Annotated in this window: 16 protein-coding genes; 11 read left to right on the top strand and 5 right to left on the bottom strand. The window is 74.9% G+C overall.

Features of this window, described 5'->3' with window-relative positions:
• Positions 1 to 138: 138 nt before the first annotated feature.
• The 3 genes from WHI96_RS14790 to WHI96_RS14780 all read left to right on the top strand — a co-directional run bounded on the left by WHI96_RS14790 (position 139) and on the right by WHI96_RS14780 (position 2,631).
• Complete coding sequence (locus WHI96_RS14790) at positions 139 to 987, top strand: biotin--[acetyl-CoA-carboxylase] ligase (RefSeq protein ID WP_345646720.1); 849 nt, start codon at positions 139 to 141, stop codon at positions 985 to 987.
• Between the two features lie 79 nt (positions 988 to 1,066).
• Positions 1,067 to 1,702: a PH domain-containing protein gene (locus tag WHI96_RS14785; RefSeq protein WP_345646717.1), complete on the top strand. Its 636-nt coding sequence runs from the start codon at positions 1,067 to 1,069 to the stop codon at positions 1,700 to 1,702.
• A complete protein-coding gene (locus tag WHI96_RS14780) occupies positions 1,699 to 2,631 on the top strand; it encodes a hydroxymethylglutaryl-CoA lyase (protein ID WP_345646715.1) in 933 nt (310 codons plus the stop codon). Before WHI96_RS14785 ends, WHI96_RS14780 begins: the two co-directional genes overlap by 4 nt.
• On the opposite strand, the gene WHI96_RS14775 is transcribed toward WHI96_RS14780, so the two are convergent.
• Positions 2,612 to 3,067: a MaoC/PaaZ C-terminal domain-containing protein gene (locus WHI96_RS14775; protein WP_345646712.1), complete on the bottom strand. Its 456-nt coding sequence runs from the start codon at positions 3,065 to 3,067 to the stop codon at positions 2,612 to 2,614. The two genes, WHI96_RS14780 and WHI96_RS14775, sit on opposite strands and share 20 nt — an antisense overlap.
• Positions 3,060 to 3,878 carry an inositol monophosphatase family protein gene (locus WHI96_RS14770; RefSeq protein ID WP_345646710.1) on the bottom strand — a complete coding sequence of 273 codons (819 nt, stop codon included), beginning with the start codon at positions 3,876 to 3,878 and terminating at the stop codon, positions 3,060 to 3,062. Before WHI96_RS14770 ends, WHI96_RS14775 begins: the two co-directional genes overlap by 8 nt.
• Positions 3,879 to 3,943: 65 nt before the next feature.
• On the opposite strand from WHI96_RS14770, the gene WHI96_RS14765 reads away from it, so the two are divergent.
• A complete protein-coding gene (locus WHI96_RS14765; RefSeq protein ID WP_345646707.1) occupies positions 3,944 to 4,600 on the top strand; it encodes a response regulator transcription factor in 657 nt (218 codons plus the stop codon).
• A 7-nt stretch (positions 4,601 to 4,607) separates the two neighbouring features.
• Positions 4,608 to 5,882 carry a sensor histidine kinase gene (locus WHI96_RS14760; RefSeq protein WP_226349941.1) on the top strand — a complete coding sequence of 425 codons (1,275 nt, stop codon included), beginning with the start codon at positions 4,608 to 4,610 and terminating at the stop codon, positions 5,880 to 5,882.
• Positions 5,883 to 5,898: 16 nt separating this feature from the next.
• Here the strand turns inward: WHI96_RS14760 and WHI96_RS14755 are convergent, their stop codons facing one another.
• Positions 5,899 to 6,426 carry a GtrA family protein gene (locus WHI96_RS14755; RefSeq protein ID WP_345646702.1) on the bottom strand — a complete coding sequence of 176 codons (528 nt, stop codon included), beginning with the start codon at positions 6,424 to 6,426 and terminating at the stop codon, positions 5,899 to 5,901.
• A 34-nt stretch (positions 6,427 to 6,460) separates the two neighbouring features.
• On the opposite strand from WHI96_RS14755, the gene WHI96_RS14750 reads away from it, so the two are divergent.
• From WHI96_RS14750 to WHI96_RS14740, 3 genes are all read left to right on the top strand, one after another.
• On the top strand, positions 6,461 to 7,705 hold the full coding sequence (locus WHI96_RS14750; RefSeq protein ID WP_345646699.1) for a 5-(carboxyamino)imidazole ribonucleotide synthase: 1,245 nt from the start codon (positions 6,461 to 6,463) through the stop codon (positions 7,703 to 7,705).
• Complete coding sequence (gene purE / locus WHI96_RS14745; RefSeq protein ID WP_073576360.1) at positions 7,702 to 8,214, top strand: 5-(carboxyamino)imidazole ribonucleotide mutase; 513 nt, start codon at positions 7,702 to 7,704, stop codon at positions 8,212 to 8,214. Before WHI96_RS14750 ends, purE begins: the two co-directional genes overlap by 4 nt.
• 478 nt (positions 8,215 to 8,692) lie before the next feature.
• The gene (locus WHI96_RS14740; RefSeq protein WP_345646696.1) at positions 8,693 to 9,634 is read left to right on the top strand and encodes a hypothetical protein; all 942 of its coding nucleotides are present in this window, start codon (positions 8,693 to 8,695) and stop codon (positions 9,632 to 9,634) included.
• Between the two features lie 48 nt (positions 9,635 to 9,682).
• Here the strand turns inward: WHI96_RS14740 and WHI96_RS14735 are convergent, their stop codons facing one another.
• A complete protein-coding gene (locus WHI96_RS14735) occupies positions 9,683 to 10,390 on the bottom strand; it encodes a TetR family transcriptional regulator (protein ID WP_345646693.1) in 708 nt (235 codons plus the stop codon).
• 59 nt (positions 10,391 to 10,449) lie between these two features.
• On the opposite strand from WHI96_RS14735, the gene WHI96_RS14730 reads away from it, so the two are divergent.
• Together WHI96_RS14730 and WHI96_RS14725 are read left to right on the top strand one after the other, a co-directional pair.
• Positions 10,450 to 11,604, top strand: coding sequence for an acyl-CoA dehydrogenase (locus tag WHI96_RS14730; RefSeq protein ID WP_345646690.1), 1,155 nt, complete (start codon positions 10,450 to 10,452; stop codon positions 11,602 to 11,604).
• A 14-nt stretch (positions 11,605 to 11,618) separates the two neighbouring features.
• Entirely contained in the window at positions 11,619 to 12,584 is a 966-nt protein-coding gene (locus WHI96_RS14725) for a prenyltransferase/squalene oxidase repeat-containing protein (protein WP_345646687.1), read from the top strand.
• 56 nt (positions 12,585 to 12,640) lie between these two features.
• Here the strand turns inward: WHI96_RS14725 and WHI96_RS14720 are convergent, their stop codons facing one another.
• Complete coding sequence (locus WHI96_RS14720) at positions 12,641 to 13,174, bottom strand: helix-turn-helix domain-containing protein (RefSeq protein WP_345646684.1); 534 nt, start codon at positions 13,172 to 13,174, stop codon at positions 12,641 to 12,643.
• Between the two features lie 156 nt (positions 13,175 to 13,330).
• Between WHI96_RS14720 and WHI96_RS14715 the strand changes: the two genes are divergently transcribed.
• Positions 13,331 to 14,509 (top strand): benzoate/H(+) symporter BenE family transporter, encoded by a 1,179-nt coding sequence (locus WHI96_RS14715; RefSeq protein WP_345646681.1) that lies wholly within the window; start codon positions 13,331 to 13,333, stop codon positions 14,507 to 14,509.
• Positions 14,510 to 14,527: the final 18 nt, after the last annotated feature.

Here is a 14,527-nt window from a genome sequence, read left to right as displayed (position 1 = left end):
AGCTTAACCCGCAAGTAGGCCCGGCCCGGGCGTGACGTCCGACGCAGCCGACCGGGTGGCCGTCCCGGCGACACCGTTACCGATCCGTTCACCCTCCGCGGCCCCCGGCGCGTCGCGGTGCCGTTACGGTGCGCGGTGATGACGACCGGGACGAATCACGGTGACGGGACTCCGCTGGACCCGTACGCCCTGCGGACGGCCGTGCTCCGTCCCGCGGGGGGCTGGACGACGCTCGACGTCGTCGGCTCCACCGGATCCACGAACGCCGACCTGCTGGCCGAGGCCGGGCGCGGTGCCCCGGACCGCTCGGTGCTGATCGCCGAGGACCAGGTGCGCGGCCGCGGCCGCCTCGACCGTACCTGGATCTCGCGGCCCGGGGCGGCGCTGACGATGTCGGTGCTGTGGCGCCCCGAGGGCGTGCCCGCCGACCGGCTGGGCTGGCTGCCGATGCTCGCGGGCGTCGCGCTGGCCGACGCGATCACCGAGCTCGCCCCGCACGTGCCGGTCGCCCTGAAATGGCCCAACGACCTGCTCGTCGGGCCGGCGCGGGGCAAGGCCGCGGGGATCCTCGCCGAGATGACCGCGGTCTCCGGCGGCGGACCGGGGATCGTCCTGGGCATCGGGCTCAACATCTCCACCCCGGCCACCGACCTGCCGTGGGGCGCGACCTCGCTGGCCGCGCACGGGTTCGCCGCGACCCGCGCCGAGACCGCGACCGTGCTGCTGGGGCACCTGTACCGGCGCGAGGCGCAGTGGCGCGACGCCCACGGCGACGCCGACGCCTGTGGCCTGCGCCGCGACTACCGCTCGGCCTGCGCCAGCCTCGGCTCGCGGGTGCGGGTGGAGCGCCCGGCCGGGGACCACCTCGTCGGGACGGCCGAGGACGTCGACCCGCAGGGCCGGCTGCTGCTCCACCCGGACGACGGAGCCCGCGTCGCGGTGGCGGCCGGGGACATCGTCCATCTGCGCGCGGCCGACCAGTCCTGAGTCACCCGCTGCGCTGACCTGCGACGCAGCCCCCGCGCGTCGCGCGGGCGGTGGGCGCCCTGCGCCCTACCGTGGGGGCATGGCGTTCCCCGACAGCGCTCCGGACCGGGCTCCGGACCGGGCTCTGGACCGGGTTCTCGACGAGGGCGAGCACGTCGTGCTGCTCGGGCACCCGCACTGGCGGCTGGGTCTGCGCCCGGCCGCGGTGCTCGTCGCGGTGAGCGCCGTCGCCGGGTTCGGGGCGGCCGTCGTCCGTCTGCAGCCGTGGGCGCCGTGGGCCTGGCTCGTGCTCGGGGTGCTCGCCGCGCTCGTCGCGGTGCGGTTCACGCTGCTGCCGATCGCGCGCTGGCGCGCCACCCTGCTGGTCGTCACCGACCGGCGGTTCCTCGTCCGGGAGGGCCTGCTCGTCCGCGACGGCCTCGACGTGCCGATCGACCGGATCGACGCGGTCCGCGTCCGGACCGGCGCCGGGGGACGGCTGTTCGGCTGCGGCACCCTGCTGCTCGACGTCGCCGGGGAGCGGCTGCGGTTCACCGGCGTCGCGGGCGTGGAACGGGTCCAGGCCCGGCTGCACCGGGAGATCGGCCTGCTCGCCGAGCGGCGTCGCAGCAACGAGAGGGAGAGCGAGCACACGGCCCGCCGTGGTCACGCCGACGCGGCCGTGCGGGGCAGGATGGAGGCTCCCGCACCGCAGCGAGAGAGGGCGTCCCTGTGAGCAACGGTCTTCCCACGACGGTGCGCGACCCCGCGCTCCCGGAGCGCGTCGAGATCTACGAGGTCGGCCCCCGTGACGGGCTGCAGAACGAGCAGACCGTCGTCCCGGTCGCGGTGAAGGCCGAGTTCCTCGACCGGCTCGCCGACGCGGGCCTGCGCACGCTGGAGGCGACCAGCTTCGTGCACCCGACATGGGTGCCCCAGCTCGCCGACGCCGCCGACCTGCTCGCCGTGCTCGACCGTCGCGCCGGGCTCGACTACCCCGTCCTCACCCCGAACGAGCGGGGCCTGCAGCGGGCGATCGACGCCGGCTGCGACCACGTCGCGGTGTTCGCCTCGGCCACCGAGACGTTCGCGAAGCGCAACCTCAACCGCACGCTCGACGAGCAGTTCGCGATGTTCGAGCCCACCGTGACCCGCGCGGTGTCCGAGGGCCTGCGGGTGCGGGCCTACGTGTCGATGGTCTTCGGCGACCCGTGGGAGGGCGGCGTCGACCCGGACCGGGCCGCCGCCGTCGGGGCGCGGCTGATGGAGATGGGCTGCGACCAGCTCTCCCTCGGCGACACGATCGGCGTCGCCACCCCGGCGCACGTCGGCGCGGTGCTCGACGCCTGCGTCGCCCGCGGGGTCGGCGTCGAGCGGCTCGCGGTGCACTTCCACGACACCTACGGCCAGGCGCTGGCCAACACCCTGGCCGCGCTGCGGTACGGCGTGACCACCGTCGACGCCAGCGCGGGCGGCCTGGGCGGCTGCCCCTACGCCGGGTCCGCGACCGGCAACCTCGCCACCGAGGACCTGGTGTGGATGCTCGACGGGCTCGGCATCGACCACGGCGCCGACCTGCGCACGCTGGTCGACACGAGCGTGTGGATGGCCGGGCACCTGGGACGGCCGTCGCCGTCGCGGGTGGTCACGGCGCTGTCGGCCTGACCTCGAACATGCCGGTGAACCGGGACCGGTACACGAGCGCGCCGTCGCCGGTGCGGGTCAGCGTCCCGCGCAGCGTGATCAGGCCCATCGACGGGCGGCTGCGCGAGACGCGGGCCCCGAGGACCTCCGTCTCCGCGTGCAGCTCGTCGCCCGCGAACACCGGCGCCGGCCAGGCGATCTCGTCGCCGCCGGGGGAGCCGAGCGACGCCGCGCGGGACAGCACGGCGTCGACGTAGGCGCGCATCCACAGGCCCGCGGTGAACCAGCCGGACGCGGCCAGGCCGCCGAACACCCGCTCGCCCTCGGCCTCGTCCAGGTGGAACGGCTGCGGGTCGAACCGGGCCGAGAACGCGACCATCTCGTCGCGGTCGACCACGGTCGTACCGAGGTCGACGACGGTGCCCGGGGTCAGGTCGTCGAAGTACAGCTCAGCCACGCAGCACCCCCAGCACGGCGTCGTGCAGCAGCCCGTTGCTGGTCAGGCCGTGCCCACCGGACCAGGTCGGGTTCCCGGCCAGGTCGGTCAGCCGCCCGCCCGCCTCCGCGACGACGGCGGCCGGCGCGGCCAGGTCCCACGGGTTCGCGGCGGGCTCCACCGCGACGTCGACGACCCCCTCGGCGACGAGCACGTGCTGCCAGAAGTCGCCGAACGCGCGGGACTCCCAGCAGGCCTCGGTCAGCGCGATCCAGCCCTCCCGCGACGCCGGGGACGGGTCGGTGCGGAAGGTCTCGGTGTTGGTGGTCGAGACGTAGGCGTCGGCGACGTCGGCCACCCCCGACACCGCGATCCGCTTCGGCGTCCCCGACGGCAGGTCACGCGCCCAGGCCCCGGCCCCCGCCGAGCCCCACCAGCGGCGGTGCAGCGCCGGCGCGCTCACTACACCCACCGTCGGCACGCCGTCGACGACGAGCGCGATCAGCGTCGCCCACGCGGGCACCCCGCGGGAGAAGTTCTTCGTCCCGTCGATCGGGTCGATCACCCAGCCGCGGCCGTGCGCGGTGTCGGTGGACCCGCCGCGCTCCTCCCCGAGGATGGCGTCGCCGGGGCGCTCGTGGCCCAGCGCGGCGCGGACGGCGTCCTCGGCGGCGGTGTCGGCGTCGGTCACCGGGGTGCGGTCCGGCTTGCGCTCCACCCGCAGGTCGGCGGCCCGGAAACGGGGCAGCGTGATCGCGTCGGCGAGGTCCGCCAGACGTAGGGCGAGATCCAGATCACCGGGTTCGGCGGGCACGCATCGCTCGGGGTTCACGTTGGGCGAGCATGCCAGCTCGCACCGCCACCGTGCCCGGGGCCCGGAGCCCTATGCTCGGTGAGATGACCACCGTGGTTCTGGCCGAGGACGACGCGGCCATCGCCGAGCCGCTGTCGCGGGCCCTGCAGCGCGAGGGGTACGACGTCGACGTCGTCGCCGACGGCGTCGGCGCCGTCGACCGGGTCACCCGTGCGCAGGTCGACCTGCTCGTGCTCGACCTGGGGCTGCCCGGCATGGACGGCCTGGAGGTCTGCCGGCGGGTCCGCGCGACCCTGCCGGACCTGCCCGTCCTCATGCTCACCGCCCGCACCGACGAGGTCGACTTCGTCGTGGGGCTCGACGCCGGCGCCGACGACTACGTGTCCAAGCCGTTCCGGCTGGCCGAGCTGCTGGCCCGGGTGCGGGCGCTGCTGCGCCGCCGCACCCAGGACGTCGTCGAGGTGGACGGCCTGCGGATGGAGCTGTCCGGCCGCCGCGTCCTGCTCGACGGCGACGAGGTCTCCCTGGCCAACAAGGAGTTCGAGCTGCTGCGGGTGCTGATGATCCACGCCGGCCAGGTCGTGACGCGCGAGGAGATCCTGCACGCGGTCTGGGGCGACGCGGACATGAAGTCGTCGAAGACGTTGGACATGCACATGTCGTGGCTGCGCCGCAAGATCGGCGGCGAGAAGCGGATCGCCACCGTCCGCGGCGTCGGCTTCCGGTACAACTCGGACTGAGGTCGCCGTGCGCCGCCGGATCCTGATCTCCACCCTGCTGACGGTGGCGCTGACCGCGCTGTTCCTGGGCGGCCCGCTCGCGCTCGCGACCTGGCAGCTCGTCGAGGACTTCACCCGTGCCGAGCTGACCCAGCGCCTCGAGCAGGTCACCGAGACCGTCGAGGAGTACGGCACCGGGCCGCAGTCGCAACGGCTGGTGGAGGCGGCGATCCCGCCGAACTCCCGGCTGGTCGTCGTGCCGCCGGACTCGGACCCGATCGTCTACGGCGTGGACCGGGTCGACGACCCGGTCACCGAGTCGCTGCCGTTCGGGCCCGGCGGGATCATGGAGCTGTCCCAGCCGACCTCGGTGATGCGCTCCCAGCAGACCCAGGTGGTGGCCGTCGTCGTGCTGCTGGTGGGGTTCTCCGTCACCGTCGGCACCGGGGTCGCGGTGTACACCGCGCGCCGGCTGTCGGACCCGCTGCGCGACCTCGCGGCCCGCGCCGCCCGCCTCGGCGCGGGCGACTTCCGCCGGTCCCCGGCCCGCTACGACATCGCCGAGCTCGACCGCGTCTCGGAGGTCCTGGACTCCTCGGCGACGGCGCTGTCCCAGCTGCTGCACCGCGAGCGGTCACTGGTCGGGGACGTGTCCCACCAGCTGCGCAGCCGGATCACCGCGTTGCAGCTGCGTCTGGACGAGCTGGCCTGCCACCCCGATCCGGACGCCCGCCGCGAGGCGAACGCGGCGCTGGAGCAGACCGAGCGGCTCACCGCCGTCCTCGACGACCTGCTGGAGTCCGCGCGCGCCGCGCGGGCGGTCGGGGCCGAACCGGTCGACCTGGCCGAGGCCGTCGCCGACGCCGAGCGGGAGTGGCGCGGCCCGCTCACCGCGGCCGGCCGGTCGCTCAAGGTGCGGGTGCCCGAGGGGCTGCTCGCCCGGGTGACCGCGGCGCGGCTGCGGGAGGCGATCGGGGTGCTCGTCGACAACGCGCTGCAGCACGGCGACGGCCCGGTCACGATCTCCGCCCGCACCGGGGAGAACGCGCTGCTGGTGGAGGTGTCCGACACCGGGCCCGGCGTGCCGGAGGACCTGGTGCCGCACGTGTTCGACCGGGGCATCTCGGCGCAGTCCTCGACCGGGCTGGGGCTGGCGCTGGCCCGGACGCTGGTCGAGGCCGACGGCGGCAGGCTGGAGCTGTCCCGGGCCCGGCCGCCGGTGTTCCGGCTGTACCTGCCCGCGGCCCGCACCGACGACGTCGCCGCGACGGCCCCGGTGCCCGACCGCACCGGCCCGCGATAGCCGGTGGCCCTGTCGCTCAGTCCGTCGGGGCGGGGGTGACCGGCGGCGGCTGGCGTCGCACGAACTGGTCCGGCCACACGAACCGGCGGAACGCCCACCAGCGGAAGGCCATCCCGACCAGGGTGCCGACGATCTGCCCGGCCACGAAGTCCGCGGACTCCTGGGCGACCAGCGAGACGAACGGCACCTGCAGCTCGAAGACGTAGCGCGAGACCCACAGCGGCGCCGAGTACACGGCGACCCCGACCCCGCTGATCACGAAGAACAGGAGGGCCTCGTGGTGCCGCTCGCGCCCGCCGCGGGTCCGGAAGGACCACTCGCGGTTCAGCACGTAGGACACCATCGTCGCCACCAGCACCGCGATCACCTTGGCGGTCACCGGCTTGTCGGCCAGTACCGTGGCCTTCAGTACCAGGAACACCACCGTGTCGATGACCCAGGTGCTGCCACCGACCATCAGGAACTTGATCAGCTCGCGGTGTTTGATCGCCTTGTCGCGGTACGGCTGGGGGATCCTGGCGAGCGTCGCCTCCACCACCGTCACGGGATCGATCGTGCCAGATTAGGCTCCCGGTCTCGTGGAGAGGGTTGACGCGCACAGGGCCGCCTTGCCCGTCGTCGGCATGGTCGGCGGCGGCCAGCTGGCCCGGATGACCGCCCAGGCCGCCGTCGCGCTGGGTCAGACCCTGCGGGTGCTGGCCGCGTCGCCGGACGACCCGGCGGCCCGGGTGACGCCGGACGTCGTCATCGGCGATCCCGACGACGCCGCCGCGCTGCGGGAGCTTGCGACGGGCTGCTCGGCCGTCACGTTCGACCACGAGGGCGTCCCGCAGGAGGTGCTGGTCCCGCTCGCCGAGGCCGGGCTGCCGCTGCGGCCGCCGCCCTCGGCGCTCGTGCACGCGCAGGACAAGCTGGTGATGCGGCGACGGCTGTCGGAGATGGGCCTGCCGGTGCCCGCGTTCGCCGAGGTGTCCGCGCCCGGCGACGTCGCCGCCTTCGGGGCCGGGCACGGCTGGCCGGTCGTGCTCAAGGCCACCCGCGGCGGCTACGACGGCCGCGGCGTCTGGTTCCTGCGCGCCGGCGGCGACGACACCGACCGGCTGGTCGCCGACCTGCTCGACGCCGGCACCCCGCTGCTCGTCGAGTCCGCGGTCCCGATGACCCGCGAGCTGGCCGCGAGCGTCGCCCGCTCACCGTTCGGCCAGGTCGCCGCGTGGCCGGTCGTCGAGACCCTGCAGGTCGACGGCCAGTGCGCCCGGGTCACCTCGCCCGCGCCCGGGCTCGACCCGGACCACGCCGCCCGGATCCAGGAGCTGGCGCTGCGGATCGCGGCCGAGCTCGGCGTCGTCGGGCTGATGACGGTCGAGCTGTTCGAGACCGCGCCCGGCGAGGTCGTCGTGAACGAGCTGGCGATGCGTCCGCACAACTCCGGGCACTGGACGATCGAGGGCTCGGTCACCTCGCAGTTCGAGCAGCACCTGCGCGCGGTGCTGGACTACCCGCTCGGCTCCACCGCCCCGGTCGCCCCGGTCGCGGTGATGGCGAACGTGCTCGGTGCGGCGCAGGAGCCCGCGATGGGCATGGACGAGCGGCTGCACCACTGTTTCGCGCGCTTCCCCGAGGCGAAGGTGCACCTCTACGCCAAGGACGGCCGTCCGGCCCGCAAGATCGGTCATGTGACCGTCCTCGGCCGCGACGAGGCCGACGTGCGCACCCGCGCGGAGCTCGCCGCGGGCTGGCTGGCCACCGCGGCCTGGGCGGACGGCTGGTCCGCCCACACCGGCGATCCCCGCTCCCCGCACTCCCCGGAAGGACCTCGATGACGCAGACCGGCTCCCCGCGCGTGGGCGTGATCATGGGCAGCGACTCCGACTGGCCGGTGATGGGCGCCGCGGGCGCCGCGCTCGACGAGTTCGGCGTGCCGTGGGAGGTGGGCGTCTACTCCGCCCACCGCACCCCGCAGCGGATGCTCGACTACGCCGCCTCGGCCGCCGACCGCGGCCTGCAGGCGATCGTCGCCGGGGCCGGTGGCGCCGCGCACCTGCCCGGCATGGTCGCCGCCGCGACGCCGCTGCCGGTCATCGGCGTGCCCGTGCCGCTGAAGTACCTCGACGGCCTGGACTCGCTGCTGTCGATCGTGCAGATGCCCGCCGGCGTGCCGGTGGCGACCGTCGCGGTCGGCAACGCCCGCAACGCCGGACTGCTCGCGGTGCGCATCCTCGGCGCCGGCGACGAGCGGCTCCGGCAGGCCATGGTGGAGTTCCAGGCCGACCTCGAGCGCAGTGTCCTGGACAAGGACGCGGCGCTGCGCGTGGCCGCCCGCGAGGGCTGAGGACCGGGCCGCGATTTCCGGTGGCGCGCCGCTCGATCCCGTGCGTACGGTGTCGGTACACGGGAGAGGAGGTGGTCCAGCAGATGAGCTACAGCAGGACACGTGAGGTGGCCGTCAGCTAGCACCACGTTCTGCTCCGACCGGGAGAACCGGTCGGAGAGGCGGTCGTGGAAGCCGGTGTGGTGCCGGCGAGTTCCCGACGGTCACCCGTGATCCCCGGGTCCGAACTCTGTCCGGTTCGGTGACGCACCCCGGTGCGGCCCGGGGATCACGCATGTCCGGGGCCGGGCGCTCCCGGGGGTGCACCCCTGGTCCCCCGACCGGTTCTCCCCACCCGGGTTCGGGGGACGGCCCCGATGAGATCCCGCACGGACCCCGGGACGCTCGGTGACACGGCACACACCGTGTCGGCAGAGGGGGATCCGTGAGACACGCCATCGAGCCGCCATCGACGTCCTGGCACCGGCCACTGCTCGTCATGTCCGTTCTGATGACGGTGCTCGTCGCCGTCGCCGCGGTCGGCCTCGTCGTCGACGACCGCACCCTGCTCGCCGAGTCGGTGTGGGCGAAGCCGTTCAAGTTCGGCGTCTCGTTCGCGATCCACGGCCTGACGCTCGCCGCGCTCCTCCCGATGCTGACCCGGGCCCGCCGCACGATGTGGTGGCTCGGTACGGCGTTCGCCGCCACCGGCGTCGTCGACGTCGGGTTCATCGCCCTGGCGGCGGCCCGGGGCACCTACAGCCACTTCAACCAGGACACCGACCCGGTCAACGCGATCGGCCAGCAGATCTTCTCCAGCGGAGTGGTCGGGCTGTTCGGGGTCAGCCTGGTGATCGCGGTGATGCTGCTGTTCCAGCGGGTCGGGGACGTCGCGCTGACCCGGGCACTGCGGGCCGGGTTGCTGCTGGCGGCGGCCGGGATGGTGGTCGCGTTCGGGATCGCCGGCTCCGGGGCTGCCCGGACCGTGCCCGACGCGTACGGCCGCCCGGTCACCCTGGCGGGCGCGCACGGGGTGGGGACGCCCGACGGCGGTGGCATGCCCCTGACGAACTGGAGCGTCACCGGGGGAGACCTGCGGGTGCCGCACTTCGTCGGCCTGCACGCGACCCAGGTGCTGGTGCTGGTCGCGGTGACGCTCGGGTTCGTCGCGGCCCGCGTCGTCCGGCTGCGGGACGCCCGGGTGCGGGCGCGGCTCACGGGGGTGGCCGTGCTCGGGGTGACCGGCGTCTTCGCGATCACGACGTGGCAGGCGTTGCGGGGGCAGTCGCTGATCCACCCGGACGGGCCCACGTGGGCCGCGCTCGGGCTGCTGGCCGCGACGACCGGCTTGCTCACCTCCGTCGTCGTCGCGGACGCCCGGCGGCGGGCCGCACCGCCGGAGCCAGCCGTGGTCGGACGCCCGCCGTCCCCGGCGCGGTGAGGTCGGGTTCCGGTCGGGATCTCCCGCGTCGAACCTGCCCGACGCGCCTCAGCCGGTCCTGCGCGAGGTCTCCCGCTCCAGGGACCGGGCCGCGCGCTCCAGGCGCCGGGTCACGTCCTCCAGGTCGGGCGCCGCGGCCGGCTCGCCCGCGTCCTCCAGCGGCAGCATCGGCGCGACCCGACGGAAGTGGTCGACGGCGCCGGGCAGGTCGTCGTCGTGCGCGCCGTCGACCAGCCAGCGGCGCAGCGCCTGGTTGTGCGCGGCGACCAGCGCCGCCGCCGTCACCGCCGCGCACAGCTCGCCGTCGGGGCGGCCGCCGAGCCGGGCCGTGAGCTCGCGGGTGAACAGCCGCCGGTAGTGGTGTACCGACGCGGCCTCGCGGTCGCGCAGCGCGGGCACCGAACCGACCAGCGCGAAGCGCAGCCGGGCGACCTCGGGGTCCTCGGTGTAGAGCTCGAACACCGTCTCCGCGGCACGCAGTGCCAGTGACGGCAGCGGCTCGTCGGGGTGCGCACCGGCGAACACCTCGCCGATCCGGGCTAGCCCGCGCTCGTGGTCGGGGGACAGCGCGTCCTCCTTGCCGCGGAAGTAGCGGAAGAAGGTCCGGCGGCCGACGCCCGCGGCGGCGGCGATGTCGTCGACGGTGGTGTCGTCGTAGCCGCGTTCGGTGAACAGTTGCGCGGCCGCCGCGACCAGCTCCCGCCGCACCTCGGCCCGCCCCTCGGGGGAACGCCCGCGCCGCGTGCTGGTCGTCATGGCACGGAGGGTAGCAAGTCCCGTGACATGTGGCACGGAGTGCCGTTAGCATGGTCCGCATGAACAGCGAGTTCGACAGCTACCGGCTCAGTGACGAGCACAGGGCCCTCCGCGAGGCGGTCCGGGACCTGGCGGAGAAGGAGATCGCCCCGCACGCGGCCGACGTCGACGAGGAGGGCCGGTACCCCGTCGAGGCGCGCGACGCGCTGGTCAAGGCCGGTTTCCAGGCTGTGATCATCCCCGAGGAGTACGGCGGTCAGGGCGCCGACGAGCTGGCCGGCTGCATCGTGATCGAGGAGGTCGCGCGGGTCTGCGCGTCGTCGTCGCTGATCCCCGGGGTGAACGGCCTCGGGCTCACCCCGATCCTGCTGTCCGCTTCGGACGAGCTGAAGAAGCAGGTCCTGCCGTCGGTCGCCGCGGGCGAGGCGATGGTCAGCTACGCGCTGTCCGAGCGCGAGGCGGGCTCCGACGCCGCGTCGATGAAGACCCGCGCCCGCCGCGACGGCGACGAGTGGGTCCTCAACGGCACCAAGTGCTGGATCACCAACGCCGGCGAGTCGACCTGGTACACGGTCATGGCCGTCACCGACCCGGAGAAGAAGGCCAACGGGATCTCGGCGTTCGTCGTGCACTCCGACGACCCGGGCTTCGTCGTCGGCACCAAGGAGCGCAAGCTCGGCATCCACGGCTCGCCCACCCGCGAGATCCACTTCGAGGACGCCCGCATCCCGGCCGACCGGATCATCGGCGCCGAGGGCACCGGCTTCAAGACCGCGCTGCGCACCCTGGACCACACGCGTCCGACCATCGGCTCGCAGGCCGTCGGCATCGCCCAGGGCGCGCTCGACGTCGCGACGCAGTACCTGAAGGAGCGCAAGCAGTTCGGCAGGCACCTGGCGGAGTTCCAGGGCCTGCAGTTCATGCTCGCCGACATGGCGATGAAGGTCGAGGCCGCCCGCCAGCTCTGCTACGTCGCCGCCTCGCGCGCCGAGCGCAACGAGCCCGACCTCGGCTTCATCTCCTCGGCTGCCAAGTGCTTCGCCTCCGACACCGCGATGCAGGTGACCACCGACGCCGTCCAGCTGCTCGGCGGCGCGGGCTACACCCGTGACTTCCCGGCCGAGCGCATGATGCGCGACGCGAAGATCACCCAGATCTACGAGGGCACCAACCAGATCCAGCGGATGGTGATGGCGCGCAGCCTGCTGAAGTGACACCCTGACGCCCCATGGACGGGGCCGTCGTGGACCGCGCACTGCTCGACCGGCTGCTCGACACCGACCCGGCGTTGCGCTGGCAGGTCGAGCGCGACCTGGCGGGTGCGCCTCCCGAGGTGTGGGAGGCCACCCGCGCGCGGGTCGCGACCGAGGGGATGGGCGCCCGGTTGCTCGCCCGCCAGGACTCCGACGGCACCTGGGCGGGCGGTGCGTACTTCCCGGCCGCACCGTCCACGGTGGAGGGGCAGCCGTGGACGGCGACGATCTGGTCGCTGAACGCGCTGCGCGAGTGGGGCCTGGGCCCGGCGGCCCTGGCGGGCACCGCGGAGAAGCTCGAGTCGTGCCGCTGGGAGTACGACGACCTGCCCTACTGGGGCGGTGAGGTCGACGCCTGCATCAACGCGTTCACCGTCGCGAACGGACTGTGGCTCGGCCGTGACATGGACGCCCTCGCCGCCTGGTTCGCCGAGCACCGGCTCGCCGACGGCGGCTGGAACTGCTTCTGGGTGGACGGCGCGCAGCGGTCGTCGTTCCACTCCACGCTGAACGCGCTGTACGGGCTGCTCGCCCACGAGCGGGCCACCGGCGGGACCGCCGCGACGCGGGCGGCCCGCCGGTCGGGTGAGGAGTACCTGCTGACCCGCGGGCTGCTGTACCGGCTCTCGACCGGCGAGCCGGTACTGCTCGAACGGGACCCGGCCGAGCTCGCGTACCCGTTGCGCTGGCGGCACGACGTGCTGCGCGGCACGGAGTACTTCCGCCTCGCCGCCGCGCTCGACGGGGTCCCGCCCGACCCGCGGCTCGCCGACGCCGTCGCGGTGCTGCGCGCGTCGCGGCGGCCGGACGGGCACTGGGCCCAGGGCGTCCGCGACCCGGGTGAGATGTGGTTCGAGGTGGACGTGCCGCCGGGGGAGCCGTCGCCGTGGCTGACCCTCTACGCCACCCGGGTGCTCGCCTGGTGGGACGCGGCGGCCTGACGATCGGTACCTGAGCGCGGTCCGGGGCCGGGCGCGCAGCGCTGAGGTACTGATGATCATGGACCCGGCGGGGTGCGGATGACGAGCACGGCCGCGGCCGGTTCCCCGGCGAGGGCGGTGTAGGTGTGCTCGCCGTCCGCGGGCCAGCGGGTGGCCTCGCCGGTGCCGAGGTCGGCCTCGCGCCCGCTGCGTCCGGCCCGGACGGCACCCCGGGTGACGAGCAGGTGCTCCACCACCCCCGGACCGTGCCCGGGGGACACGTGCACCGCCTCCGGGACGAGGGTCAGGGCGTACACCTCGACGGTGCCGTGGTCGTCGGTGGCCGTCTCCAGCAGGCGCGCGGTGATGCCGGGGCCGGCGACCTCGGCCCCGGGGTGCTCGGCGAGCAGTCGCGACAGCGGTACGCCCAGGGCGTCCGCGAGCGCGTAGAGGGTGGAGAGGGTGGGGTTGCGGCTGCCGTTCTCGATCTCCGACAGCGAGCCCTTGCCGATCCCCGCCCGCTCCGCGAGGGCTCCGAGGGAGAGACCGTGTGCGGTCCGGGCCGTCCGCAGCCGTGCGCCGACGGCCGTGCGCAGCGCCCCGTCGTCCACCGGGCGACTGTAGCCGGGGGCAGGACGGCCGGCGGGCCCCGAGCCCGCGCCACCCGGCCGGAGGTCCCCCGGGGCTCCCCGTGTCCCGGCTGCAGAACCTCCTGACTACGCCCGGGGAGAGTTCTGTTTACAGAACGAGAAGGTTAGGGTGGGGCCGTGGATCGTTCCTGGGCGCAACCGGTGTCGGTCGGTGTCGTCTCCGCGGTGATCGGGGTGACCAGCTCGTTCGCCGTCGTCCTCGCCGGGCTGACGGCGGTCGGTGCCGACCCGGCGCAGGCCGCGTCCGGGCTGGTGGTGCTCACCGCCCTGATGGGGGTGGCGACGATCTGGCTGTCCCGCCGGTTCCGCCGCCCGCTGATGGTCGCCTGGTCCACGCCCGGCGCCGCGCTGCTGGCGTCCACCGGGGCCGTCGCGGGCGGGTGGCCCGCCGTGGTCGGCGCGTTCGTCGTCAGCGGTCTGCTGATCGTCGCGACCGGGCTCGTGCGCCCGCTCGGGCGGCTCGTCGGCGCGATCCCGGCGCCGATCGCGCAGGCGATGCTGGCCGGGGTGCTGCTGCCGTTGTGCCTGGCGCCGGTCCGGGCGCTGGTCGAGCGGCCGCTGCTGGTGGCACCGATCGTGGTGCTGTGGGTCGCCCTGTCGCGCCTCGCGCCGCGCTGGGCGTCCCCGGCCGCGTTCGGGCTGGCGCTGGTGATCGTCGTCGCCCTCGCCGACGGCTGGTCGTGGCTGCGCCCGCCGGAGATCACCCTCACCGTCCCGGCCTTCTCGGTCGCGGCCCTCGTGGGGGTCGCGCTGCCGCTCTGGGTGGTCACGATGGCCTCGCAGAACGTGCCCGGCGTCGCGGTGCTCGCCGCGGCGGGCTACCCCGTCCCCTGGCGCCACGCGATGGTGCTCACCGGCGCCGGGACGGTCCTCGGGGCCCCGGCCGGTGCGCACGCGATCAACCTGGCCGCGATCACCGCGGCGCTGCCCGCCTCGCCCGAGTCCCACCCGGACCCGGCGCGACGCTGGGTCGCCTGCCAGGCCAACGGCGTCGCCTGCCTGCTGCTGGCCCCGCTCGCGACGACGATGGCCGCCCTGGTCGCGGCCGCGCCGCCCGGGGTCGTGGAGTCCGTCGCGGGGCTCGCCCTGCTCGGGACGTTCGGTGCCGCGCTCGCCGGGGCGCTCGCCGTCGCCGACCCGACGCCGGATCCGGCCGTCGCGCGGGTGCCCGCGGCCGCCGCGTTCCTGGTCTCGGCGGCCGGGGTTACGATCGCCGGGATCGGCGGGGCGTTCTGGGGGCTGCTCGCCGGGGTGGCGCTGCACCTGGTGCTGCGGCGGCGCCCGGCCGCCGCGTGACGCCGCGCCGTGGCCGCC

It is taken from the genome of Pseudonocardia tropica (genome assembly GCF_040105315.1).
GTDB classification, from domain to species: Bacteria; Actinomycetota; Actinomycetes; order Mycobacteriales; family Pseudonocardiaceae; genus Pseudonocardia; species Pseudonocardia alni.
Note: the sequence above shows the minus strand (reverse complement) of the source record. Positions and strands in the feature narration are given on the sequence as shown.